The 22,869-nt window shown below is 50.2% G+C and carries 20 protein-coding genes; 13 read left to right on the top strand and 7 right to left on the bottom strand.

Features of this window, described 5'->3' with window-relative positions:
• The first annotated feature begins 131 nt into the window (after window positions 1–131).
• Window positions 132–662 carry a YkgJ family cysteine cluster protein gene (locus tag Q8L79_RS10045; protein ID WP_305270596.1) on the top strand — a complete coding sequence of 177 codons (531 nt, stop codon included), beginning with the start codon at window positions 132–134 and terminating at the stop codon, window positions 660–662.
• A gap of 68 nt (window positions 663–730) precedes the next feature.
• Here Q8L79_RS10045 and Q8L79_RS10050 read toward each other — a convergent pair whose 3' ends face one another.
• The 4 genes from Q8L79_RS10050 to Q8L79_RS10065 form a co-directional block, all read right to left on the bottom strand.
• The gene (locus Q8L79_RS10050) at window positions 731–1,204 is read right to left on the bottom strand and encodes a nuclear transport factor 2 family protein (protein WP_305270598.1); all 474 of its coding nucleotides are present in this window, start codon (window positions 1,202–1,204) and stop codon (window positions 731–733) included.
• Between the two features lie 37 nt (window positions 1,205–1,241).
• The gene (locus Q8L79_RS10055; protein ID WP_305270600.1) at window positions 1,242–1,838 is read right to left on the bottom strand and encodes a glutathione S-transferase family protein; all 597 of its coding nucleotides are present in this window, start codon (window positions 1,836–1,838) and stop codon (window positions 1,242–1,244) included.
• Between the two features lie 15 nt (window positions 1,839–1,853).
• Window positions 1,854–3,137 (bottom strand): pyridoxamine 5'-phosphate oxidase family protein, encoded by a 1,284-nt coding sequence (locus tag Q8L79_RS10060; protein WP_305270601.1) that lies wholly within the window; start codon window positions 3,135–3,137, stop codon window positions 1,854–1,856.
• Window positions 3,138–3,285: 148 nt separating this feature from the next.
• Window positions 3,286–3,831 carry a carboxymuconolactone decarboxylase family protein gene (locus tag Q8L79_RS10065; RefSeq protein WP_305270603.1) on the bottom strand — a complete coding sequence of 182 codons (546 nt, stop codon included), beginning with the start codon at window positions 3,829–3,831 and terminating at the stop codon, window positions 3,286–3,288.
• Window positions 3,832–3,985: 154 nt separating this feature from the next.
• Between Q8L79_RS10065 and Q8L79_RS10070 the strand changes: the two genes are divergently transcribed.
• Window positions 3,986–4,867, top strand: a complete 882-nt coding sequence (locus tag Q8L79_RS10070; RefSeq protein WP_305270807.1) for a LysR family transcriptional regulator — start codon at window positions 3,986–3,988, stop codon at window positions 4,865–4,867.
• A 209-nt stretch (window positions 4,868–5,076) separates the two neighbouring features.
• On the opposite strand, the gene Q8L79_RS10075 is transcribed toward Q8L79_RS10070, so the two are convergent.
• Window positions 5,077–7,647: a chemotaxis protein CheW gene (locus tag Q8L79_RS10075; RefSeq protein WP_305270605.1), complete on the bottom strand. Its 2,571-nt coding sequence runs from the start codon at window positions 7,645–7,647 to the stop codon at window positions 5,077–5,079.
• 497 nt (window positions 7,648–8,144) lie between these two features.
• Between Q8L79_RS10075 and Q8L79_RS10080 the strand changes: the two genes are divergently transcribed.
• The 5 genes from Q8L79_RS10080 (at window position 8,145) to Q8L79_RS10100 (ending at window position 13,403) form a co-directional block, all read left to right on the top strand.
• Window positions 8,145–9,149 carry an amidoligase family protein gene (locus Q8L79_RS10080; RefSeq protein ID WP_305270607.1) on the top strand — a complete coding sequence of 335 codons (1,005 nt, stop codon included), beginning with the start codon at window positions 8,145–8,147 and terminating at the stop codon, window positions 9,147–9,149.
• Complete coding sequence (locus Q8L79_RS10085) at window positions 9,122–9,805, top strand: gamma-glutamyl-gamma-aminobutyrate hydrolase family protein (protein ID WP_305270609.1); 684 nt, start codon at window positions 9,122–9,124, stop codon at window positions 9,803–9,805. The genes Q8L79_RS10080 and Q8L79_RS10085 overlap by 28 nt, the downstream gene beginning before the upstream one ends.
• On the top strand, window positions 9,802–10,227 hold the full coding sequence (locus Q8L79_RS10090) for a YqaA family protein (protein WP_305270611.1): 426 nt from the start codon (window positions 9,802–9,804) through the stop codon (window positions 10,225–10,227). Before Q8L79_RS10085 ends, Q8L79_RS10090 begins: the two co-directional genes overlap by 4 nt.
• 118 nt (window positions 10,228–10,345) lie before the next feature.
• Window positions 10,346–11,866: an aldehyde dehydrogenase family protein gene (locus Q8L79_RS10095; protein WP_305270613.1), complete on the top strand. Its 1,521-nt coding sequence runs from the start codon at window positions 10,346–10,348 to the stop codon at window positions 11,864–11,866.
• A gap of 466 nt (window positions 11,867–12,332) precedes the next feature.
• Complete coding sequence (locus Q8L79_RS10100) at window positions 12,333–13,403, top strand: sterol desaturase family protein (RefSeq protein ID WP_305270615.1); 1,071 nt, start codon at window positions 12,333–12,335, stop codon at window positions 13,401–13,403.
• A 346-nt stretch (window positions 13,404–13,749) separates the two neighbouring features.
• On the opposite strand, the gene msrA is transcribed toward Q8L79_RS10100, so the two are convergent.
• Together msrA and Q8L79_RS10110 are read right to left on the bottom strand one after the other, a co-directional pair.
• Window positions 13,750–14,283: a peptide-methionine (S)-S-oxide reductase MsrA gene (gene msrA, locus Q8L79_RS10105; RefSeq protein ID WP_305270617.1), complete on the bottom strand. Its 534-nt coding sequence runs from the start codon at window positions 14,281–14,283 to the stop codon at window positions 13,750–13,752.
• Window positions 14,284–14,495: 212 nt separating this feature from the next.
• Complete coding sequence (locus Q8L79_RS10110; protein ID WP_305270619.1) at window positions 14,496–15,473, bottom strand: cyclic nucleotide-binding domain-containing protein; 978 nt, start codon at window positions 15,471–15,473, stop codon at window positions 14,496–14,498.
• A gap of 347 nt (window positions 15,474–15,820) precedes the next feature.
• Here Q8L79_RS10110 and Q8L79_RS10115 point away from each other — a divergent pair, with 347 nt between their 5' ends.
• The 6 genes from Q8L79_RS10115 (at window position 15,821) to argJ (ending at window position 22,765) form a co-directional block, all read left to right on the top strand.
• Window positions 15,821–16,963: a PilT/PilU family type 4a pilus ATPase gene (locus Q8L79_RS10115; RefSeq protein ID WP_305270621.1), complete on the top strand. Its 1,143-nt coding sequence runs from the start codon at window positions 15,821–15,823 to the stop codon at window positions 16,961–16,963.
• 81 nt (window positions 16,964–17,044) lie between these two features.
• Entirely contained in the window at window positions 17,045–18,478 is a 1,434-nt protein-coding gene (locus Q8L79_RS10120; RefSeq protein WP_305270623.1) for a PilT/PilU family type 4a pilus ATPase, read from the top strand.
• Window positions 18,479–18,782: 304 nt separating this feature from the next.
• A complete protein-coding gene (locus Q8L79_RS10125) occupies window positions 18,783–19,829 on the top strand; it encodes a tRNA (5-methylaminomethyl-2-thiouridylate)-methyltransferase (RefSeq protein WP_305270625.1) in 1,047 nt (348 codons plus the stop codon).
• On the top strand, window positions 19,826–20,053 hold the full coding sequence (locus Q8L79_RS10130; RefSeq protein ID WP_305270627.1) for a sulfurtransferase TusA family protein: 228 nt from the start codon (window positions 19,826–19,828) through the stop codon (window positions 20,051–20,053). The genes Q8L79_RS10125 and Q8L79_RS10130 overlap by 4 nt, the downstream gene beginning before the upstream one ends.
• A 180-nt stretch (window positions 20,054–20,233) precedes the next feature.
• Window positions 20,234–21,379: a cation diffusion facilitator family transporter gene (locus Q8L79_RS10135; RefSeq protein WP_305270629.1), complete on the top strand. Its 1,146-nt coding sequence runs from the start codon at window positions 20,234–20,236 to the stop codon at window positions 21,377–21,379.
• A gap of 171 nt (window positions 21,380–21,550) precedes the next feature.
• On the top strand, window positions 21,551–22,765 hold the full coding sequence (gene argJ / locus Q8L79_RS10140; RefSeq protein WP_305270631.1) for a bifunctional glutamate N-acetyltransferase/amino-acid acetyltransferase ArgJ: 1,215 nt from the start codon (window positions 21,551–21,553) through the stop codon (window positions 22,763–22,765).
• Window positions 22,766–22,869 lie beyond the last annotated feature (104 nt).

The following is a 22,869-nucleotide window of genomic DNA, read 5'->3' on the forward strand; positions in this document are numbered from 1 at the left end:
TTAGTTCAGATCCTTAAACAGTAAATGTCGGTTTAGGATATTATTTCGATGATTCGAAATTTCAGTTCCATTATTACTCAACCCATAATAAAGGTTTTTTTTAAGCGCAGTTAAAAAGGCTGGATGCAAAAATGATCACACTTACCCAACTCCATGATGATATCGAAGCGCGCGTACGCGCCATCCGCGACGACAATCCCGATTGGCTATGTCGCCGGGGCTGTGACGGCTGTTGTCGACGGCTCGCCGAAGTACCCCGACTCACTGCGGCGGAATGGGATTTGCTGCGGGATGGACTGGCCACGCTGTCACCTGAGCGGCTTCGGGAAATTGGCCGGGACATCGCCGCGCTGGCCGAGCAGTCATCGCGCCCCATCGTCTGCCCGTTGTTGGATCGGTCGGCGGGAGCCTGCATGGTCTACGCCCACCGCCCGGCGGCTTGCCGCACCTACGGGTTCTATGTCCAGCGTGACCAGGGGCTTTACTGTAAGGACATTGAATCTCGCGTGGCCGGTGGCGCCTTGGTCGGGGTGGTGTGGGGCAACCAGGACGCCATCGATCGCCGTCTCTGCGGTCTGGGCGACACCCGCGATTTGACCGAGTGGTTCGCGTCTGACGACATGCCTACCCAGGCTTTGCAATTCGACGACTTCGCCGTGTGATTCGGCCTGCGTAGACGTCAATCTGCGAGCCACCAGACCGCGCTTGTCACAACCACTGGCCTTGCCATTTACAAACCCAAATCGCTCAAACCGGCGTAGTCTTCGGGTCGTCGTCCCAACGGCCAATGAAACAAGCGCTCCTCCGCGTTGATCGGCAGATCGTTGATGCTGGCAAAGCGGCGTTGCATAAAGCCTTGTCCGTTAAACTCCCAATTTTCATTACCGTAACTGCGGAACCATTGACCGGAGTCGTCACGCCATTCGTAGGCAAAACGCACGGCTATGCGGTTGTCGGTAAACGCCCATAATTCCTTGATTAAGCGATAGTCCAGTTCATTAGCCCATTTGCGTTGCAAAAACTGTCGCACTTGTTCGCGGCCTTGCGGAAATTCGGCACGATTACGCCATAGCGTGTCTTCGGTATACACCAAGGCTACCCGATCCGGGTCGCGCGAGTTCCAGGCATCTTCAGCCATGCGGACTTTATGCGCCGCAGTTTCGGCGGTGAAGGGAGGTACTGGGGCTTTGATTTCTTGGGTCATGATTTTTCTCCGATAGAGTGGTAGTGGGTTATGCTTGCTACAAGCCCGGCATGGCGATGTAACCGGACAAGCTTTGAATGCGTTGAAACCAGTTGACAATGTTTTGAAATGCGCCGATGTCAATGCCGCCTTCCGGCGCCAGCGCAAGATAGGGATAAATCGCAATGTCGGCGATGGATACCGTGTCGCCGGCTAGCCAATCGCGACTTTCCAAGTGGCGGTCGATAATGCCCAGTACCTTTTCGGCGGTTTGCAGGGCTTTTGCCGTATCGATGGCGCGGCCGAATTTGTGGTGTACGCGCAGCATGGCGGGCCCGTGGAAGATTTCGTTGGCGGCGGTCGATAGCCAAGCCGCGATTTGCGCCAAGCGGTAGGCGTCGTCGGGCCACCATTGTTCGCCGCCGTAGCGTTTGGCCAGATAGACCAAAATGGCTTGGCTGTCGCGGATGATCAGGCCATCGTCATCCAGCACCGGCACTTGGCCGAACGGGTTGCGTTGCAAATAGTCCGGGCTGCGTTGTTCGCCGCCGACTAAATTGACCGGCTGGGTTTGATAGGGCAACGCCAAAAAACTTAGCAATAAGCGGACTTTATGGCAGTTGCCGGACAGCGGCATGTCGTATAGCGTTATCATCCTGTTCTCCTTCGGTTAAATAAAACTTTCAAATTGCACCCGCTGTTCGGCGATGCCGAGCTGGCGGGCGGTTTGGCGCACGGTGTCGATCAGGCGGGTTGGGCCGCAGACGTAAATGACGGCATCGGCGGATGCGTTACCGATCAGTGCCGGTACATCCAGCCGGGTTGGCGTTGGCGCCTGGCTGAAATAAAACCGGCACCGATTGGGAAAATGCCGCCGCAAGTCTTTGACAAAGGCCATTTCTTGCGGCGCATGGCCGCTGTAATGCAGTTGAAAATCCGCACCCCGTGCGGCCAATGCTTCGGCCATTGCTTTTAACGGGGTGATGCCGATGCCGCCGGCGATCAACAATGCCGGGCGGCCGTCGTCATGCAGGCTGAAATAGTTGTCCGGCGCATCGACGTTGATGCGGGTTCCCAGCTGCCAGCCGTCATGCAATGCCGACGATCCGCCTTCGCTATCGTCCATTCTTAGCACTGCAATGCGGTAGCAATCCGGATCGTCCGGCGCGTCGGTCAGCGAATAAGTGCGGCTGGTGACGTCGCCGTTCGCCAGCGCAATCGGCACGCGGAGATGTGCCCCGGCCCGATAGCCAGGCAGCGGCTCGCCGTCGGCATGGCGCAGTTCGTAAGCGCGAATGCGCGGCGTCAATTGCCGAATCCCGGTAATGGTCAACGGCAACGCGCCAGAGCCCAATGAGCGTGGGATTGGTTTATCCGCCGCTGTGGGTTGGCGTCGGGCTTGTTCGAGCAGCGCTTCGACTTCGTTTTGGCTGTAGCGCGGCGTAATGTATTTCGGGCAATTCCAGTCGAAGGCTTCGACTCGGATAACGATGCCGCGCTCGACCGGGGCGCGAAAGTCGGGCGATTCTAGTTTCGCCAGCAATGCCGGTTCGCTACGTTCGTCCACCGCGCGCGCCCGACCCCAGATTTTCAAACGCCGCCGCTGCGGATAGTCCATCAGCAGCAAGCTAACCCGGTCGTCGCCGCGCAAATTGCCTACCGAAATATATTGGCGGTTGCCGCTGAAATCGGCGTAACCCATGGTACGGTCATCCAACACTTTCAAGAATCCCACCGGCCCGCCGCGATGCTGCACATAGGGCCAGCCGGTTTGACTCACCGTGGCTTGATAAAAGCTGTCGCGCCCGGCAATAAAAGCTTGCTCGGCAGCGCCCAGCGCCACCTCCTCGGCCTCGCCGAGCTCGGCCGCCCGATACGCCATGCGGCTGCCCATTTCGGTTTGTACTGCCTGCACATTGGGCGTGAAACTGATTTTGGCAAAAGTTCGGGCCATGACCTTGCTCCTGATTGGGATTGAAACATTGGCGTGCACTGTGACACAGCCGCCAGCCGCGTTGAATAGTCATAATTTGCAATACCCAATTCCATTCAGCGCAAGAATCCGGGCGCAAGTCCACACTTGGACTTGGCCCGGTTCACTATTAAGCCGCCTGTTTTAGCGCCACTTTCGGAAAGTCGATGCTGACCCGGCTGGCTTTGCCCAAGATATTGGTCATTATATTCATGCCAACGTGGGTGATCACCTCGACGATGTCGGCCTCGCTAAAACCGGCGTCACTCATGGCCTGCAACTCTGCATTGGTGACCTCGCCCTTGTGCTCGACCAGGGCGCGGGCGAATTTAACCGCCACCGCCGCCTTGGCGTCCTGACTGGTGCCGGCCCGGTTGGCTTCGATTTCCGCCCCGTTCAAACCGGCTTTGCGGCCGATGGCGGTGTGTGCGGACAGGCAGTATTCGCATTCGTTCTGCTGGGCCAGCGCCAGCGCGATGCGTTCGCGGGTGGCTGTGTCCAGCGAACCGTGGTTGGCGATGTGGTGCAAGCCGAGGAAGGCTTTCAAGGCATCCGGCGAGTGGGCGAACACCCGCAAGAAATTAGGCACCATGCCCAACTGGCTTTGGATCGCATCCAACAGGCTGCGTTGTTCGGTGTTGGCACTTTCGTTACTGACGGTGGTAATACGGCTCATGAGGGTTCTCCAAATAATGAAAGGGTTTGTTAGTCGCCTGTGTGAAATTCAGCAGGCGGATATAGTGTGTCTTATTGCAAAATATTAAAGAATAGTTAAAATTATCAATTTACTATTCCGATAACTGGAACTATCAATGAGTCGTCTGCATTTAATGAGCGTGTATGTCGCGGTGGTCGAGGCCGAAGGCTTTGCCGGCGGCGCTCGCAAGCTACACATGTCGCCACCGGCCGTGACGCGTGCGGTTGCGGCGTTGGAAGAGCGCTTGGGTGTTAAATTGCTGAACCGTACCACCCGCTACGTGCGGATGACAGAGGCCGGCCAGAAATATTACGAGGACGCCAAACGCATCATCGCCTTGGCCGATGAAGCCGACAACGCGGCGCTGGGTATTAACGCCGAACCGCGCGGCCAATTCACTGTCACCGCCTCGGTTTTGTTCGGCCGCATGTACGTGATGCCGGGCATCGTCGAGTATTTGCGCCGTTACCCGGCGGTGGAAGTCAACGCACTGTTCGTCGACCGGGTTGTCAACATGCTGGAGGAAGGCGTGGATGTGGCGATCCGCATTGCCGAATTGCCCGATTCGTCGTACCGGGCGCTGCGAGTCGGCTCGGTAAGGCGGGTATTGTGCGCATCGCCGGATTATTTGGTAACGCACGGCATTCCGCAAACGCCGGACGATTTGCTCAAGCATCAAATCATCCTGGCGCGCAGCTTAAATCCGAATAATGAAATGCGCTTTCTGCAGGGCGGCCTGCCGCAGACGGTCAAGTTACAACCGATATTGAGCGTCAGCGACAACGACTCAGCGGCCAGCGCGGCCATGGCCGACCTGGGTATTACCCGTTTGTTGTCCTACCAAATTGCCGAGCCGCTACAGACTGGCAAACTGAAAATTGTGCTCAGCGAATTCGAGAGTCCGCCGATTCCAATCCATATCATGCACCGCGAGGGTCGCCATTCGTCGGCGAAAGTCCGTTCGTTCGTCGATTTAATGGCGGAGCGTTTGCGGGCGGAGTTGTCGTTGAGTTGAGGGATGAAGCCAAAATCGCTATTTCCGGCTATTTCTAAACCACCGCAGCCAATGTTTACCGCGGCTTGGCTTGCTTGGTAGATGCGGCAACAATTCTTCCAATAAGCGAGACAGTGAAAAATGCAGTTGGAGCGTGCGAAAGCCGCTCATGCTTCGACAGGCTCGGCACAACGGCTTTTACGCACCCACCCAACTGCGGGCAGCTCTAATTATTGCTTACGAACCGACGCAAGAATCAAATCTTGATTCAATACGATCAGCATCTTTCCGGACGTGTTGCTTTCAGGGATGTTGACCAATGATTTTACGTAGCCGCCGTCGCCGCGCAATAATTCATTAACCGGCTGAACTTGCGATTTTTCAAAGCTCGGAATGGCATCAAGCCCATCAACCAACAGGCCAATCGGGCCTACTTGAGTCCGTACCACAATGATTGCCCCGGCGGTTTTTTCCGGCTGATCAAAATCAACAGTCTTGTTGGTCAGAATCCTGCCGTCAATGACGATAATCGGGATTTTTTCGTTGATGCCATCGGGGCTGTTATCGCAATACATGACGCTGCCGACAATATAGGATTTTACGCCGGGCAGGCTGTTGATCAGGGTAACGTCCATGGCTTCGAGTACGTCGGCGGCAAGAAATGCGTAGATTTCCGAGCCTATATAAAACGTTGCCAGATCGACAACATCGCCGGTTATCGGTTCTTGCGGATAAGAGATTGCTACGCGCTGTTCTGAGCCGGTAGTCTCGGCTTTCTCGCCGATCGGAATAAACACGAAAGCGGCCACGTCATTATGGTAGTCCCCTGTGGTTTTAAACTCGCGGTATCCGCGTGACGAGTAACAGCCGACGGCATAATACTTTTTGTTATAAAGCACGATTTTGGATTTTCCTGTGCCTTCCTGCAACTCAAAAAACTCAGGGTCTATCCAAAGAACTTCACCGTTTTTGTAATTGGAACCCTCGGTCGATGCGATGATGCGACCGCTGGGTCGTTCCACAAACAGGCCGAAAGCGCCGGGTTTGTCGGGCAAGCAATCTTCAAGCATGTGTTTGAATTCGGGCGTGGAGTCAAACACAATGCCGATACCGCCAACTGCTTTGTTCATATCATCAATATGACGGATAGCGGCATTGTAAACATAGGTTGGATTGCCTTCATACAGCCAGGATTCTTCAAACATCGATACCCGGTATTCCTGCGGCGAACGCAAGGAAAAAGTCTCCTGCGCGTAGGCGGCATTCACCTGTCTGCCTACAGCATCCACGGGATCGTTATGGAGATTGGATTCGGCCACGATAGTCCCTTTGATGTCATAGATAAAAAGGCGTGTGTAGACGGTGTAAAGCTTGTTGATGTAGATCAGGATATCGGTGATTTTCGCTTTATCATCCAAGTTGAGACGGCCTTCGGATAGAATGCGACGGATTTCCGAAGTCAATGCCCACCATCGGCAATCATTGCTGCGCTCGTACAGGTTGCGATCCATAATATCAATCATCAGCCGGGCGATGGATTCGGCATTACGGAGTTCGGAGGTAATCATCGTGGTATGCAGCTTGCTGCTGGAGTCGGCAAGCGCCTGGGCCGTGCGTGCACCCATCGAACGAAGTTGTTTTAGAATTGCCTTGAGCGATAAAAGGTTGCCATGCTCGTTAGTCGCCATGACCTGACCATTCCAGATAACCCGGTGCAGGAACATATTGATGCCCTCGGCTGCACCGGCAATGATCCCGGACAACTCGGGAGACAGCGAGTCGCCATGCCGAAGAATTTCGGCGTTGATCTCCTTGTCGGATGCGGAAGAACCAAAGGCCGACTGCAATGGAATCATGGCGTGTCCGTACCATTCTTGTCCGGCATAACCTTGATAGGGACGGCCTCTGTGCGTTACCGACAGATATTCACGCCCGGCAAAGTCGATCACACCGTAGTGATCTCCTTCAGGAACCGCTTCAATGAAGCGGCCAATCGGTACATGATCCTGGTCACTTGTGGCGATCACCACCGAATCGGCATTCAGCAGCAACATGACGGCTTTGTCGCCTTTCTTTTGCAGGCTGCGAAAGATGCCTTCCATTTCGTTATCAAAACGGAATGATAAACACAAAACGCCAATCACCGCGTCATCGACCGGATCGACGATACGTTTTGAATAAATGAGGCTCCGGTCTATGCCGGGACGGAGGCTGGTTTTGCCAAAGGTTTCAACATAGTCCTCCATCGAGTTCAACGTCTGGCGGATAATCGGGTCGGAAATACTTTGAGCGACGGTTGGCGTGTTACGGTCAAGCCTGGCCAGTATGCGGCTGTCGGTATCCAGGACGATAATGTCGTCGTATACGGTATATTTTGAACCATACTCGTCAAGGAGTTGGTTAATCGAATCTATATCGGTTCTTTCGCCGTTTACGGTGGCTTGCACAAAATTGCATATATCGGCATTGGTCGCCAGAAAGCCGATGTCTGCGGTGCGCTCATACAGGTTGCGCACCAGAATATCTATCGAAACTTGCGCTTTGGATTCAAGTTCGAGACAGGTTTTTTTAATTTCTTCAGAAACCAGCTGGCTGGTTAGTTTGCTTTCAAGATCGCCAAAACCTTTTTTTGTGGCTTCCATTGCCGGCAGTATGGTTGCTGCTTCGGTAGGGCAACTGATTTCCGCAATGGCGGAAATCAGTCCCCAAGTTCCATTCAGGTCGCGGAGAATTTCCTTGCACTGGGTAACGCTTCGAATATAAGGGGAGAAGGTTTCAAAACGTTCAGCTTCTGACAGCATGTAATTTATCCTTGGTTGTGCGTTAAAAATGAGACAAGACATTAATGATAAAAGGCAAGATGCACGATGGAGTAAGCAATATCTACGCCACATGCCTACCGTTACGTGCATATAAGGCTTAAGGTGATGTTGTTAAGGATGCTACCTTGGTGTGCGCACCAAAATAGGGCGTCAAAGGAGCGAGCAATTACTAATGTTGTGCGGATGTCGGGGAATGAATAGAGGAGATGTCTGGCGTTGTCAGCGGGTTTTGATAGTCCATTTATGGCCAACGATAGGCTGTCTTCGTCAGTTCAGCGCTATGTTTTTCAGAAATTACCGCTTTTTTTGCTATGCGCTCTAAGTAATTAGACTTATTGATCTTTATTGCACTGGGGAGATAATGAGTAGCCCTTTCAGAAACCGCTCAAGTGACCTCTCCGGCGATTAACATTAGTCCATTTTGATTAATTTCGGCTTTTTGGCTCCATCAATAGCCATTAAAACAAAAGGCGATTATGTATCAGACTTCTAATTTCTTTCTTCCGCCCATCAGCACCAAAGCATCAGGGGAAATGCGGCGCGTAGGCGTAGAACTTGAATTTTCCGGACTGACCCTTGAGAACATTGCCCGGCTGATTAACGAGCAATTCGGGGGTACAGTTATAATTAACAGCGCTTATGAAAACACGATTACGGGCACGAGTTTGGGTGATTTTAAAGTTGAACTGGATTTTCAATATCTGAAAGAAAAAGGCCGTTACAAGCAGGATACAGAGGATTTTCTGAGTCAGCTTGATGAATGGTCCGAGCTTATTGTGCGCATGGCGGCCGAACAGATTGTACCTTTCGAAATCGTCTCGCCGCCGATTCCTATGGATCGTCTCGGTGAACTGGAGCTATTGATCCCGCGGTTACGCGAATCGGGCGCTCAAGGCACCGACAGTCGTACTCTGTATGCTTTTGGCCTGCATTTCAATCCGGAACTGCCCAGTCTGGATCATGAAACTATCGTTTGTTATCTCAAGGCTTTTCTTTGTCTTTATGATTGGTTGGCTCGCCATAGCAAGGTCAATCTGACTCGCTCCATGACCGGCTATATTTCCCCGTTTCCAACTGATTATACCCGGCAGGTGATTGATTTGGATTACCATCCCGATCAGGACCGGTTAATTGACGATTATCTGATAGCCAATCCTACCCGCAACCGGGTTTTGGATCTGCTGCCGTTATTCACCTATCTTGATAAAACCAGAACGCTGTCGGTCATTGATGATAAGCGTGTTCATCCCAGGCCCACCTTGCATTACCGGCTACCCAACTGTCAGATTGATAAGCCTGGCTGGAATATTGGCATGGATTGGCATAACTGGCTAATGGTCGAAAGGCTGGCCTGTAACCCCGAGTGTCTGGATGCAATATGCAGGGCTTATATAAAGTTTCTGGACAGGCCTGTAGCCGACCTGTTTCAAGATTGGAAAGAGATAATTGAGATATGCCTGAAACGTTATTGCGGCCTGTAATCGGCGTAACAGGGCCCAACAAGGGCGGAGACCGGGCCTGGTATTTTACGCGTTATGCCATTATCTGGGCCGGAGGCAATCCCTTAAGGCTCACGCCTAAGAACTCGCATCTGCATGAGGTGTTAAACGGTATCGTGATCGGCGGCGGCGATGATATTTACCCTTCGCTTTACGAATCGGAGATATTGCCCAATACGCGTTATGACAAGGAACGGGATATGTTCGAATTAATTTATATCGAAAAAGCCTTGAAACAAAATATACCCATGCTGGCCATCTGTCGTGGCGAACAACTGCTTAACACCTACCTGGGCGGCAGTTTACATCAGGATCTACGCAAATTGCGTCGCCATACGCGCAACCGCTGGACGGTATTGCCGCTAAAAACCCTGCTGGTGGAGCCGGACAGTCGTATTAAGGAACTGCTGGGAACCACTCGTTGCCGGATCAATAGCCTTCATACACAAGCCGTTGATCAGTTGGGTGACGGCTTAAGAGTTGTCGGCCGGGATTTGGATAATATTGTGCAGGCTGTAGAAGACCCGCTGCGACCCTTCGTGATGGGTGTTCAATGGCATCCGGAATACCTGCTCTACCTATCGCGTCAACGTAATCTTTTTCGCGGACTGGTTCAATCCGCACGGCAGCAGATATGACTGCTTATTGGGGTTTATTCGGGGTCAGTTTCCTGGCCGCCACGCTGATTCCGTTTTATTCCGAAGTGGCTTTGGTCGGTTTGTTAGCCAACGGATATGACCCCTGGTTACTTTGGCTGTTTGCATCGACAGGCAATACGTTAGGGGCCGTCGTAAACTGGCTTTTAGGCCGTTATCTGCTGCATTTCGAAAACAGCCGCTGGTTCCCGTTTAAAATCTCGACATTGCATCGCTACCAGCGGTGGTACCAGCATTTCGGCGTTTGGTCATTATTATTGTCCTGGTTACCGGCAGGTGGCGATGCTTTAACATTTATTGCGGGCATCATGAAGGTACGTCTTGGGATATTTCTAATTCTGGTAGGCGTGGGCAAAGGCTTGCGTTACGCGTTAATTATCGCATTATCAGAGCAAATCCTATGATGACTCGTGACCGAATCGGGATTTTATAGCGCCATGATTTAATAACAAGGAAGGTTATTCGGCATCGGTTAACAATGATAGAATCAATCGTCTCTACATCCCTATTTAGGTGAAAGCCATGCTGTATATCGAACCAAACCAGCCAGACAGTAAAGTTAACTTTAAATCCCGTTATCAAAATTTTATCGGCGGCACTTGGGTCGATCCGGTCAAGGGACAGTATTTTGAAAACTCAAGCCCGATTAACGGCAAGGTTTTTTGTGAAATACCCCGTTCCAGTGGCGAAGATATTGAGCTGGCGTTGGATGCGGCTCATGCTGTCAGAGCGGCTTGGGGAGAAACCTCGGTTACAGAACGTTCCAATATTTTATTAAAAATAGCCGGCCGCATTGAAGCAAACCTTGAAACATTGGCGGTTGCAGAAACTTGGGATAACGGCAAAGCGGTACGCGAAACGCTGGCCGCGGACATACCGCTGTGCGTCGATCATTTCCGCTACTTTGCCGGATGCATTCGCGCACAGGAAGGTTCAATCGGCGAAATCGACAAAAATACCGTCGCTTACCATTTCCACGAACCGCTGGGCGTAGTGGGGCAGATCATTCCGTGGAATTTTCCGTTGCTGATGGCCTGCTGGAAATTAGCCCCGGCCTTGGCCGCAGGTAATTGTGTGATCATGAAACCGGCAGAACAAACTCCGGCATCCATTTTGGTGCTGATGGAATTAATCAGCGATTTGCTGCCCGCCGGCGTGGTTAATATTGTTAACGGTTATGGCGCGGAAGCAGGGCAAGCGCTGGCGACCAGCACACGGATTGCAAAAATCGCCTTTACCGGCTCGACCCCGGTCGGTTCGCATATTTTAAAATGCGCGGCAGAAAACATTATTCCGTCCACGGTTGAGTTGGGCGGAAAATCGCCGAATATCTTTTTTGCCGATGTCTTGGATCAAGAAGATGATTTTGTCAGCAAATGCATCGAAGGCGCGGTGCTGGCATTTTTCAATCAAGGCGAAGTCTGTACCTGTCCTTCACGCTTGTTGGTGCAGGAATCCATCTACGATGAATTTATCGCGAAAGTCATTGCACGCGCCAAGCAGATTAAACGCGGCAACCCGTTGGATACCGAAACGATGGTGGGCGCGCAAGCGTCTAAACAACAATTTGACAAGATTCTGGGTTACTTGCAAATTGGTAAAGACGAAGGCGCTGAAGTTTTAATCGGTGGTAAGGCCGAGTCTTTAGGCGGTGGATTCTCTGAAGGCTATTATATTGAACCGACGATTATGAAAGGCGGCAATAAGATGCGTATTTTTCAGGAGGAAATTTTCGGCCCTGTTATCTCGGTAACCACCTTTAAAGATGAGGCTGAAGCGTTAGAGATTGCCAACGACACTCAGTTCGGTCTGGGCGCGGGTGTCTGGACTCGCGATATGAACCGCGCCTACCGTATGGGACGCGGCATTCAGGCGGGTCGGGTGTGGGTTAACTGTTATCATCATTATCCGGCTCATGCGGCTTTCGGCGGCTATAAGAAATCGGGCGTGGGTCGTGAAAACCATAAGATGATGTTAAATCATTATCAGCAAACTAAAAATATGCTGGTCAGCTACGCCATCAATCCGTTGGGTTTTTTCTAGGCTCAAGCGGCAGGTAATATCATATAAATTCAGAGAGCGTTAAATATAAACAGACAGACTCTTTCATCAGGCGCTTTACGGTGAGAGCAGACATGCATTATCTGTGCGCAATATCGCAGGTGACACCGTTGAGCCGGCTGAGCAAGCAGTATGTTGAGGCGAAAAAACGTTCAAAAACAGCAGTCATGAGTTAATAACCCGGGTGTCGATTATGATTTTATCGTGATCGGCGCCGGGTTATTTAAAATAACAAGTGAGTCCCGCTGTTTTCCCCGGTAGCGACGGCGAGCATGACGCTCCGAGTAGTAGCGCGTTTTATGCGCAGTATAGATCCAGTAGCGACGCAGTTGCCTGATGGCGAACACAGCCAAACGCGTTAAATTTGCTTGTTTCCAGCCTTTTATAATTTTTAGTTAAGATAACTTTGCTCTAATAATTTACGTTAGTTTGTAATGAGGAGATGACAATGTTAAACGAACTTAAAGCTTCAACGACTTTACTTCAATCCTATCTAACCTGGCTTATCAATATATCGTCAGGAGGGGCAAGCTATATCCTGTTCATGTTTTTTATCCTCTTTTTGACGATTGAGTTTTGCTCTCCCAGAGAGAAAATGCTTCCAAAACAGTTGCGACAGTCCTACCGGGCGAACATCGAGCTGTTTATTGTTAACAGTATCGTTATGTCGTTATTATCGGTTCCATCATTACTGATTCTGGCCGAAAAATTCTCTGATAAAGGGCTGCTCAACTATATTCAAAATCCGATATGGAAAGCCGTCCTTTCGTTTTTAGCGATGGATTTGCTGCTGTATTTCTTGCATAAAGCCAGTCACAGCTTCGGTTGCTTGTGGATGTTTCACAAGGTACACCACAACGATCGTTATTTGAATGTTTCAACGGCATTCCGGGTACATTTTCTGGAAATAGGAATCATCAGCCTCATGAAAGCGGTGTTGGTTGTTATTTTAGGTATAGAGTGGACATTGCTGCTTGCGAATGAGGCGATAATTATCTTTTTCACTATGCTGCATCATACTAATATTTCGTTTTGGGGTGAGCGGTTTCTTGGTCGGGTCATTATTACTCCGTATTTGCACCGTGTTCACCATTCAGCCCGGCGTGACGAGCATGACCGTAATTACGGCGCGGTTTTGTCAATATGGGATCACTTGTTCGGCACTTTGGCAGAGCTAAAACCTGCGGAAATAGGTGTCAAGGGAAGCACAGAGCAAGACCTTATCAGTCTGGTAAAGTGCGGTTTTACGAGGACCGACAGCTCAACGGCTCTGCCTGCCAGCCTTGAGGTAATGATCGCTGAAGCTGCCTACTACAAAGCTGAAAAACGCGGCTTTTATCCAGGCAATGAGCTTAGAGATTGGCTGGAAGCAAAAAGTGAAATTATCAGATCGGTTTATGGTGAACAACGGCTTAAAAATACGCTAATACGGACATGGCACAGATTGTCTGCGACCATGAACAATGTTCTGAATGGCAAAAACCAGAGGCATCTGTTATTTAGGAATCAGATTAACTGAAAAAATACCGGAGGTGGAACGCTTGCTTATTCTAAATAGCTTGAACATTTTTAAGGGCGGATTACATTTACTTTCCTGATTAGCAAGATGCTTCAGCTAGCGCCAAAAAGCTCGTCATTCTGGCAGGGATTCCGGAATCCAGTCACATGGATGTGAGACTATGGCTTGGCATCAAGCCTAAATCATGCCACAGCGGTATTGGAAAGTTACCATCCCTGGCTCTGGATACTGGCATCCCTGCCAGTATGACGGTGCTAGCTGAGGCATCTTGCTAATCAAGTTTACTTTTGGGCGGAAAATCGGTGCGATGATTGGCTGTATTAACAAGCTTCTGGGTGCTTGCTTCTTAGCGTTCGAGTGATGAATTCCCCCATAATTCCTTTAAACGCTGAGCTCTGCCACAGGTGTAGTGGTAATACTTATAACGTACCGGATTTTTTCGATAGTAATGTTGGTGATATTCCTCGGCGGGATAGAAGGCCGAGGCGGCCGTGATTTTGGTGACGATCGGCTCCTTGAGGGGTTTGGACAGCGCCAGCTCAGCCTTCGATTGTTCGGCCAGACGTTGCTGCTCCCTGTCATGGTAAAAAATTTCCGCACGGTACTCGGGGCCGACGTCGCAGAACTGGCGATCAGTCACAGTAGGGTCAACATTGTGCCAAAAGACCTCCAGCAATTTGGAATAACCGGTTTTACCTGGATCGTAGAGCACCTGTATGGCTTCGGCGTGACCGGTTCCACCTGCCGAGACTTCTTCGTAAGTTGGATTCTCGGCAGATCCACCCGTGTAGCCGGCAATGACCTCAACTACTCCCGGTAAATTATCAAAGGCCGACACCATGCACCAGAAACATCCGCCGGCGAAAGTTGCCTTGTTCAAGTCAGTTCTATCTGTAGCTGCAACTGTAGTTCCCATCCCGAACCCCAAAATGCCAAGTAGCATTAATCTGAGTAAAAGGCTGAAGTTTTTCAGTATGTGTTTTATTTTAATGTTGTAAAACAAAGGCTTTTAATGTGGATGTTGTTATCTTGATTTTAGGGCTGATTATAAACTGAAGCCGTTGGCACGTGATTGATTTTTATGCAAAATCATCATCCCCCTTTAAACTTGTCCAGTACCTGGGTTAATTTTTCCAACTGTTTGTGCAAGATTCTGGCTTGTTTTTCAGCATGTTGCTTGTCAAACTCCAGTTTCATGCACTTATCATTGAGCTGTTGGTTTGTCATTTTGAGCGCTTCAATTTCCGATTGAAGCATTCTTATTTGATTGTTCTGTACGTTGCTGGAGATGCTTACGGAGTCATCGACTGACTGCTTGAGTTCGTGTTTTTGATGAATAGTTTCGGGGTTGCCGGTAATAACCTGAATATCAGTTGCAGGGACGATATCATGCTCCGGTTCGGGATTGATGCCAGCCATCCCGCCGCTCAAGATCATGGCATTAATTTTATTGCGGAGCAGCAAAAATACAGCGGCTTCGCTGGTTTTTCCATCGCCACAAACCACAATGATGGGCTTGTCACGGTTTAATGTTTTAAGTTGCATCCTTAATGAGAAAAAAGGTTCATTGATACTGCCGTCAAGATGGTGGTTTTCATAATCGTCCGGCGTACGTACATCCAGCAATATAGCGCCCTGCTTTACCGCTTCTTGCATATCGATGTAAGTAATAAACGTTAGCGAGGGTTCTTTTATTAAAGAGACAAACTGTTGTTTATTCAGTCGTAATAAAGAAATATCCGTTAATGCTGTAATCGTTACGTTTCTGGGCGCATCGGAAAGCAATGAGTCTTCGCCGAAGGTATCGCCGGTTGCCAGTTGAGCTAATCTAATCTCTTTTGCGTTAGGCGATGGTTTGCGTGTTAACTCGCATTGCCCCTTCTTAATCAGATAATAATAATCGCCCATACCCCCTTGATCGAGAATAACGTCCCCTTTAACAAAATGGACGGCTTCCAGACTCATTAATATTTTTTGTAAATTGACAGGCGGCAGGCGTTGAAAAATCGGCGACCTTAATAATGCTGTCATCCAGTCATCCGGATCGTCTTGAGTCTCTTCTGTAAACATCTAACTGTTGTCCTTATATATGTCCGGGATTTTTAGTATATAGCGCAGGAAATTGAATATTTGGCAATGTTATCAATGGTACCAGTATACAAGTAATCAGTCCGGTTTCGGAATATTAGCGAATGATTCACCTTTGTTTCTTGGCACATACTGCTGTTCATGCCTCAGTCCGTTCATAATATTTTACTCGGGTCGCAAGCTGACTTTGGCCGAATGTTTTAGCCAAAACGGTGATGTTTGGAATTATTGGTTTTTTGTAGGTATCTTTAAAAATTAAATTATAATCAAAAAGTGTTACCTCATTTCAGGTAAAAACATATACAGCTAACCAATACAGGGGGAAGTCAATGGAAAGAAAAGAAGCGATGGACTTTATGATTAAGTTACTCAAACTTATGTTACATAAAGAAGGGTCTGATTTATTTATTACCGCTGGTTTTCCACCTGCAATAAAAATCAAAGGCAAGATGTCGCCGGTTTCGCAGCAGGCATTATCGGCTAATGATTCAAAGGCCCTGACGCAATGCATCATGAATGATAAGCAGCTTAAGGAGTTTGAAGAAACACAAGAATGCAATTTTGCCATTTCTCCTGCCGGATTATGCCGGTTCCGGGTCAATGCCTATGTCCAGCAAGGCTGTCAGGGTTTGGTTATCCGGGTAATTGCCGCAGAAATACCCAATTTCGATAAGCTGGGTCTGCCGTCTGTTTTAAAAGATGTGATGATGAACAAGAACGGCCTGGTTATCATGGTCGGCGGCACCGGTTCAGGTAAATCAACGTCTATGGCGGCAATGATCGACCATCGCAATGAGAACAGTTATGGGCATATCATCACTCTGGAAGATCCGATCGAATATGTTCATGCCCATAAAAATTGCGTGATGATGCAAAGGGAAGTCGGCGTAGATACCAAGAGCTGGGAAGCCGGATTGCATAATACCTTGCGGCAGGCTCCTGACGTGATTGTGCTGGGAGAAATCCGCAGCGCCGAGATTATGAATTACGGGCTGGAGTTTTCCCAGACCGGCCATTTGGCGCTGGCTACCTTGCATGCAAACAACGCCAATCAGGCCATCGACCGGATTTTAGGTTTCTTTCCCATGGAGGCTCAGACAAAACTGATGCAGGATATTTCGGTCAATTTACGCGCCATTATTTCTCAGCGTCTGGTTAAAACCGTTGATGGTGGGCGTTGTGCAGCCATTGAGATTTTATTAAATACACCGTTGATTTCGGATTATATCGCCAAAGGCGAGGCCTCCAGCATCAAACCGTTAATGGCTAAATCCCGTGAATTGGGCATGCAAACCTTTGATCAAGCCTTATTGGAGCTTTATCAGGCGGGCAGAATAGATTATGAAGAAGCCTTAAGAAATGCCGATTCTCAAAATGAGCTACGTTTGCAGATCAAGTTGGCATCCGGCGAAGACCGGTCAATCGGCGGGCTTTCGTTGCAATCGAAAGGCGACGGCAGTGACGAAGAATAGAATACTCCGCTGTGATAAAGCTATCCGCAGATCAATACAGGCAGATTCTTAACTCCCCATCTCACAAAATCAGATACTGACATGACCCTGACACCTTATTTAAAATTAATGCTGGAAAAAAATGCAGATAGCCTGTCTTTGAAAGCGGGTTCTCCGGCACTGTTGGGATTAGCCGGGGAAGAGTATCCCCTGGGAAAAAATGAACTAACCTCAAATATCATCAAGGAAATCACTTTTAGCCTGATCAACGACATTCAGAAGCAGGAATTGGTCCAGAATAAAGCGCTGAAATTCAATTGCCTCGCGCCTGACGGCGAGAAATTCATGGCTAGCGCCAAGGTCGAGGATAACGGCTTGGTGCTGTTTATAGTTCCTGATTCGGCGTTGGCAAAAGCCGAACCTGCGGAGCCGGAGCCCGACAATTACCGGATTCTGGGAGCAGCGCCGGAAGATGATTTAAACATTCTGCCGTACCTGATGGAAATGACCAAGTTGAATGCTTCGGATTTGTTTTTAACGGTCGGTGCGCCGGTTAAAGCCAAAATTTATGGCCGTGCCGTAGCGCTGGATGACTTTATGCTGACGCCCGAGTTAACCAAATCGGGCGCTTTCGGGATTATGACTCAGGAGCAAATCGACGAGTTTTTAGTCACTAGGGATTTGGATTTTGCAATCAGTCTGCCGGACGGCAGCGCGCGTTTTCGCGCCAATGCCTTTTTTCAGCGTAAAACCGTAGGTCTGGTTATGCGCTTGATTCCTTCGGTAATCCCAACCGGCAAGGATTTAGGCACGCCGGATATTTTAATGGAACTCATCATGGTCAAGAGGGGGCTGTTACTGATGGTTGGCGGCACCGGCTCGGGTAAATCGACCACGCTGGCGGCCATGATTAACCACCGCAACGCCAATTCGGCCGGCCATATCTTGACTATTGAAGACCCGGTCGAGTTTTCTCACCCGAACCTGAAATCAATCGTTAATCAGCGCGAAGTCGGCGTCGATACCGACTCGTATGCCAGGGCACTAAAAGCCTGTTTGCGGGAAGCGCCCGACGTTATCCTGATCGGCGAGATTCGCGATCAGGAAACCATGTCGGCCGCTTTGGAGCTGGCCAATACCGGCCACTTATGTATCTCGACCATGCATGCCAACAATGCCAATCAGGCTATGGAGCGGGTCATCAATATGTACCCTCATGAACATCATGCGCAGTTGTTTATGGATCTTGCCACCAACTTAAATGCCGTTATTTCCCAGCGCTTGATTCCCGATATTGCAGGGAAGCGTTGTGCGGCCATTGAAGTGATGATCAACACGCCCCATATAGCAAACCTGATTTTAAAAGGGGAGCTGAACGAAATTAAAACAGCCATGACATCAAGCGGCAGCAAAGGCATGAAGACATTTGACGACGCCCTGTTCGGATTGTACAAAGATGGAAAAATCAGCTTGGAAGAAGCGTTGAAAAATGCCGATTCAAGTAATGATCTGGAAGCGAAAATTAATTTCGGTTGATTTAAAGGGCATATCACCACGAAGACACGAAGAAAAGCTAAGGTAAAAACGTGCGCTGATTTTCAGGCTGAAGTTTGGAAATCAGCGCAGCTTCATGTCCCCGGCACCACCCGCTGTGCTCCTGCATTGCTCCTTGCGTCACCTAAAGCGCCGACTATGGGTGCTCTACCTTCTATATCCTTGCGGTTCTCTGTGTTTTCGTGGTCAATTAATCTGTATTCGCGCGTTGGAATGCTGTTGATTGAAAGCCAAATTGAAACATAAGCCGGTATAATAAATAAACTTTCCAAATTTTTTGAGTGATATGAGTAAACAAAGAAAAGCAGTGGCGTTAATTTCCGGTGGACTGGATTCCATGCTGGCGGCGAAAACCATCATGGAACAGGGCGTTCATGTCGAAGGCATCAACTTTTTTACCGGTTTTTGCGTGGAAGGCCATACCCATGCGATCAGGGCCAATGACAAGGCCAAGCCTAAACGCAACAACTCCTTATGGGTCGCCGAACAGCTGGGCATGAAGCTGCATATCGTCGATGTCATCGAAGAATACAAAGACGTCCTGATCAATCCCAAACACGGCTACGGCGCGCACATGAATCCTTGCCTGGACTGCAAGATTTTCATGGTCAACAAGGCCAAGCAATGGATCGTGGAAAACGATTTCGATTTCATCATCACCGGCGAAGTGATCGGTCAAAGGCCGATGTCGCAACGTAAAGCGACGATGCCGATCATATCCAGAGAATCCGGCGCCGACGATTTGTTATTGCGGCCTTTATGCGCCAAGAATCTGCCTGCAACCCTGCCGGAACGCGAAGGCTGGGTCGATCGGGAAAAGCTGCATGATTTTAGCGGACGCTCGCGCAAGCCGCAGATGGCGATGGCCGAGGGTTTCGGCTTTGATGAATATGCCCAGCCTGCGGGCGGTTGCTGTTTTCTGACCGACGCCAGCTATTCGTCAAAACTGGTTGATCTATGGAAAGCGCGTGACGGCGACAAGCAATATGATCTGGATGATGTAATGTTGCTGAAAGTCGGCAGACACATCAGGCCGGAGCAAAACTTTAAAGTCATCGTCGCCCGAGAAGAAGGCGAAGGTCGTTTTATGCAGGGTTACAAAAAAGAATTTATCACCCTGCATTGCGCCAGCCATGCCGGTCCCTTGGTGTTGGTGGACGGCTCGCCTTCCGCGGAGGATTTGTTCCTGGCGGCAAGAATTACGGCCCGCTACGGTCAAGGACGCGAGGCCGAACAAGTCGATGTGAGTATTACCGACAAAGACGGTTCTGAACGGATTATTCAGGTCAAGCCGTTTGCCTCGGATGAAATTCCGCAGGAATGGTTTATATGAACAGAGAAATACTCAATGCCCGACGCCTGCTGTGCCCGTTGCCGGTCATTCGTACCCAGGATAAAGTTAAACAGCTTAAAGCGGGCGATCAGTTGGAAGTTATCTGCACCGATCCGGGTGTGATGCAGGACATTCCGACCTGGTGCCGAATCAACGGACATAAGGTATTGGAAACGATTTCGGGTGATCATGAGTACATTATTATCCTGGAAGTGGGCGCGTAGTGGCTGAGGTTTTACACGTGACCTCATGTTCACTCGCTATGGTCCTCGTTCCCACGCGCCGCGTGGGAATACAGTATCGGCGCGCTGCGCCGCGTGAGGCCGTGGAGAGCAACCCTATTCGTCAGCAGTGGTGCTCTGTTACAGGACGGAACGGGAAATTAGTTTGGCAGCGGGCGAATAATGGCTGAAGTTTCAGATGCCGTAAAAATGGATAAACTAAAAGCCAGAGCCAGCTATGTCGGCGCGGCGATTAATGTTTTCCAGACGCTGATTAAAATTGGTTTCGGCATCCTTGGACAGTCTGCGGCACTGATTGCCGATGGTATTCATTCGCTATCGGATTTGCTCAGCGATCTTTTGGTGATTATTGCGGTTAAGTTGGGCAGTCGCGAGGCTGATCATGATCATCCCTACGGCCATCGCCGATTTGAAACCATAGCGACGGTTATTTTGGGAGGGAGCTTAATCGCGATCGGCGGCGCTATCGTCTGGTCGGTCATGGAGCGCATGGCGGATCCCGAGCATCTGCCTGTGCCCAACGTGTTGTCATTGGGCGTTGCGAGCCTGTCAATCCTGATTAACGAATGGCTATACCAATACACCAAGCGCATCGCCAAAAAGACCCGGTCCAAATTACTGTTGGCTAATGCCTGGCATCAGCGCAGTGATGCCATCTCATCGCTGGTGGTTCTATTCGGCATAGGCGCGGTGATGATGGGCTATCCGTTGGCCGACGGAATTGCCGCCGTCGTAGTCGCATTGATGGTGGCTAAAATCGGTTTGAATCTGGTGTTTGAGAGCATCAAGGAATTGGTCGACACCTCATTGCCGCCCGCGCTGGTAGCCGACATCAGGGCGGCCATTCATGCCATTGACGGTGTCGAAGGCATCCATTTATTGCGTACCCGGCAAATGGGCGAGGATGCGCTGATCGATGCGCACATCGTCGTTGACCCCCGCATCACCGTTTCCGAAGGGCACATGATTGGCGATATCGTCAGGGATGATTTGATCAGGCGTTTTGATGACGTGATGGATGTGCTGGTGCATGTCGATCCCGAAGATGACGAAAGTTTGCAGTTTGATTCCAGGCCGCTGTCTCGCGGTGAAGTGCAGCGACTATTGGATCGTTACCTGATTGATTTTAAGTCGGCTATAGACGATTTCAGAATCCATTATCTGGATGGCCAGATTGAAGTGGAAGTGATTTTGCCTTTTGCGATCAGTGAACAGCCGCAACAGCTGGAAAAAATAAGAAAGCAATGCAAACTGATGCGCGTGGAAGTTAAAAAAATCGATAATGTGTTTGTGTTTTTTAAAGTCTGACGGGTGTTTTGAGAAATTAAAAAACTCACCACGAAGCCACGAAGGACACGAAGAAACAAAAACTTTGTGTCCTCGGTAAGGGAAGCTCCAGCTTCCTGTTTCGCGAAGCTGGAGCTTCGCTTTCGAGGTTCCCAATCTGGAGATTGGGAACCAGCAAATGAGGCTTAACTTATGGCAGTAGGGCAGTGCAGTTTTCCCACCATGCACCCGGTATCAGGCATAACGCTGGGCACAGCGAATGCAGGCATCAAGCAAACCGTCAGGGATGATATTCTGGTGATACAAATGGCCGAGCATTCAACCTGTGCGGCGGTGTTTACCCAAAACGCCTTTTGCGCCGCGCCCGTGCATGTCGCAAAAGCGAACTTGGCTCATGCGCCGCGCTGGTTGCTGATCAATTCCGGCAATGCCAATGCCGGCACTGGCGAGCCGGGCATGCAGGATGCGTTGGCGACCTGCGCCGATCTTGCCGAAGTGGTGGATGGCGCTGCAACCCAGGTGCTGCCTTTTTCGACCGGCGTTATCGGCCAACCGCTGCCGGTGGGCAAAATCAAAGCCGCCTTGCGGGAAGCCGTAAGCAACCTGAATACCGACAACTGGGCGAAAGCCGCCCAGGCGATCATGACTACCGATACCTTTGCCAAAGGCGTATCCAAGGTCATCGAAATTGACGGTCAAACCATCACCATCAACGGCATTTCCAAAGGCGCGGGCATGATCCAGCCCAATATGGCGACCATGCTGGGCTTTATCGCAACCGATGCGAAAATCGACCAAGTCTTGCTGCAAAACTGCCTGGCGCTGGCCGTTGAGCAATCGTTCAACCGCATCACCGTCGATGGCGACACCTCGACCAATGACGCCTGCGTATTGATGGCAAGCGGCTGCTCGCGGGCTCCCGAAATTAAACAGGACAGCGAACATTACCAAATTTTTGCCGACGCCGTGATGACCGTCTGCAAACAACTGGCGGAAGCCATCGTCAGGGACGGCGAGGGCGCAACCAAGCTGATGCGCATCGTGGTCGAGCAGGCCTTGACCGATGAAGAAGCGGTGCGCGTCGGCAAAACCATCGCCCATTCGCCGCTGGTTAAAACCGCCTTTTTCGCCAGTGACCCAAATTGGGGTCGGATACTGGCGGCAGTCGGTCGCGCCGGTGTCGAAAACATGGTGCTGGAAAACGTGCAGCTGTATCTGGATGATGTCTGCATCGTCAGGAACGGCGGCAGAGCCGACGATTACACCGAGGAAGCCGGGCAGCGAGTGATGAGCCAGGAAGAAATCACCGTGACCGTCAAACTGGGTCGCGGCGATGCAGTGCAGGAAGTGTTAACCTGCGATTTGTCGTATGAGTACGTGAAGATCAATGCGGAATACAGGACTTAAAAGCAGGTGAAAGGCACAAGGCACAAGGCGAAAGATTCCATCGTTCCCACGCTCTGGCGCTCGTCGATATACACAGATATTTTAAAGCACGTCATCTCGGCAAT

This window comes from Methylobacter sp. (assembly GCF_030680395.1).
Taxonomy (GTDB): domain Bacteria; phylum Pseudomonadota; class Gammaproteobacteria; order Methylococcales; family Methylomonadaceae; genus Methylobacter_A.

Excerpts from the sequence above, each read along its gene's own strand:
- Q8L79_RS10045 (WP_305270596.1), top strand. The coding sequence starts at position 132 with ATGATCACACTTACCCAACTCCATGATGATATCGAAGCGCGCGTACGC.
- Q8L79_RS10050 (WP_305270598.1), bottom strand. The coding sequence starts at position 1,204 with ATGACCCAAGAAATCAAAGCCCCAGTACCTCCCTTCACCGCCGAAACT.
- Q8L79_RS10055 (WP_305270600.1), bottom strand. The coding sequence starts at position 1,838 with ATGATAACGCTATACGACATGCCGCTGTCCGGCAACTGCCATAAAGTC.
- Q8L79_RS10060 (WP_305270601.1), bottom strand. The coding sequence starts at position 3,137 with ATGGCCCGAACTTTTGCCAAAATCAGTTTCACGCCCAATGTGCAGGCA.
- Q8L79_RS10065 (WP_305270603.1), bottom strand. The coding sequence starts at position 3,831 with ATGAGCCGTATTACCACCGTCAGTAACGAAAGTGCCAACACCGAACAA.
- Q8L79_RS10070 (WP_305270807.1), top strand. The coding sequence starts at position 3,986 with ATGAGCGTGTATGTCGCGGTGGTCGAGGCCGAAGGCTTTGCCGGCGGC.
- Q8L79_RS10075 (WP_305270605.1), bottom strand. The coding sequence starts at position 7,647 with ATGCTGTCAGAAGCTGAACGTTTTGAAACCTTCTCCCCTTATATTCGA.
- Q8L79_RS10080 (WP_305270607.1), top strand. The coding sequence starts at position 8,145 with ATGTATCAGACTTCTAATTTCTTTCTTCCGCCCATCAGCACCAAAGCA.
- Q8L79_RS10085 (WP_305270609.1), top strand. The coding sequence starts at position 9,122 with ATGCCTGAAACGTTATTGCGGCCTGTAATCGGCGTAACAGGGCCCAAC.
- Q8L79_RS10090 (WP_305270611.1), top strand. The coding sequence starts at position 9,802 with ATGACTGCTTATTGGGGTTTATTCGGGGTCAGTTTCCTGGCCGCCACG.
- Q8L79_RS10095 (WP_305270613.1), top strand. The coding sequence starts at position 10,346 with ATGCTGTATATCGAACCAAACCAGCCAGACAGTAAAGTTAACTTTAAA.
- Q8L79_RS10100 (WP_305270615.1), top strand. The coding sequence starts at position 12,333 with ATGTTAAACGAACTTAAAGCTTCAACGACTTTACTTCAATCCTATCTA.
- Q8L79_RS10110 (WP_305270619.1), bottom strand. The coding sequence starts at position 15,473 with ATGTTTACAGAAGAGACTCAAGACGATCCGGATGACTGGATGACAGCA.
- Q8L79_RS10115 (WP_305270621.1), top strand. The coding sequence starts at position 15,821 with ATGGAAAGAAAAGAAGCGATGGACTTTATGATTAAGTTACTCAAACTT.
- Q8L79_RS10120 (WP_305270623.1), top strand. The coding sequence starts at position 17,045 with ATGACCCTGACACCTTATTTAAAATTAATGCTGGAAAAAAATGCAGAT.
- Q8L79_RS10125 (WP_305270625.1), top strand. The coding sequence starts at position 18,783 with ATGAGTAAACAAAGAAAAGCAGTGGCGTTAATTTCCGGTGGACTGGAT.
- Q8L79_RS10130 (WP_305270627.1), top strand. The coding sequence starts at position 19,826 with ATGAACAGAGAAATACTCAATGCCCGACGCCTGCTGTGCCCGTTGCCG.
- Q8L79_RS10135 (WP_305270629.1), top strand. The coding sequence starts at position 20,234 with ATGGCTGAAGTTTCAGATGCCGTAAAAATGGATAAACTAAAAGCCAGA.
- argJ (WP_305270631.1), top strand. The coding sequence starts at position 21,551 with ATGGCAGTAGGGCAGTGCAGTTTTCCCACCATGCACCCGGTATCAGGC.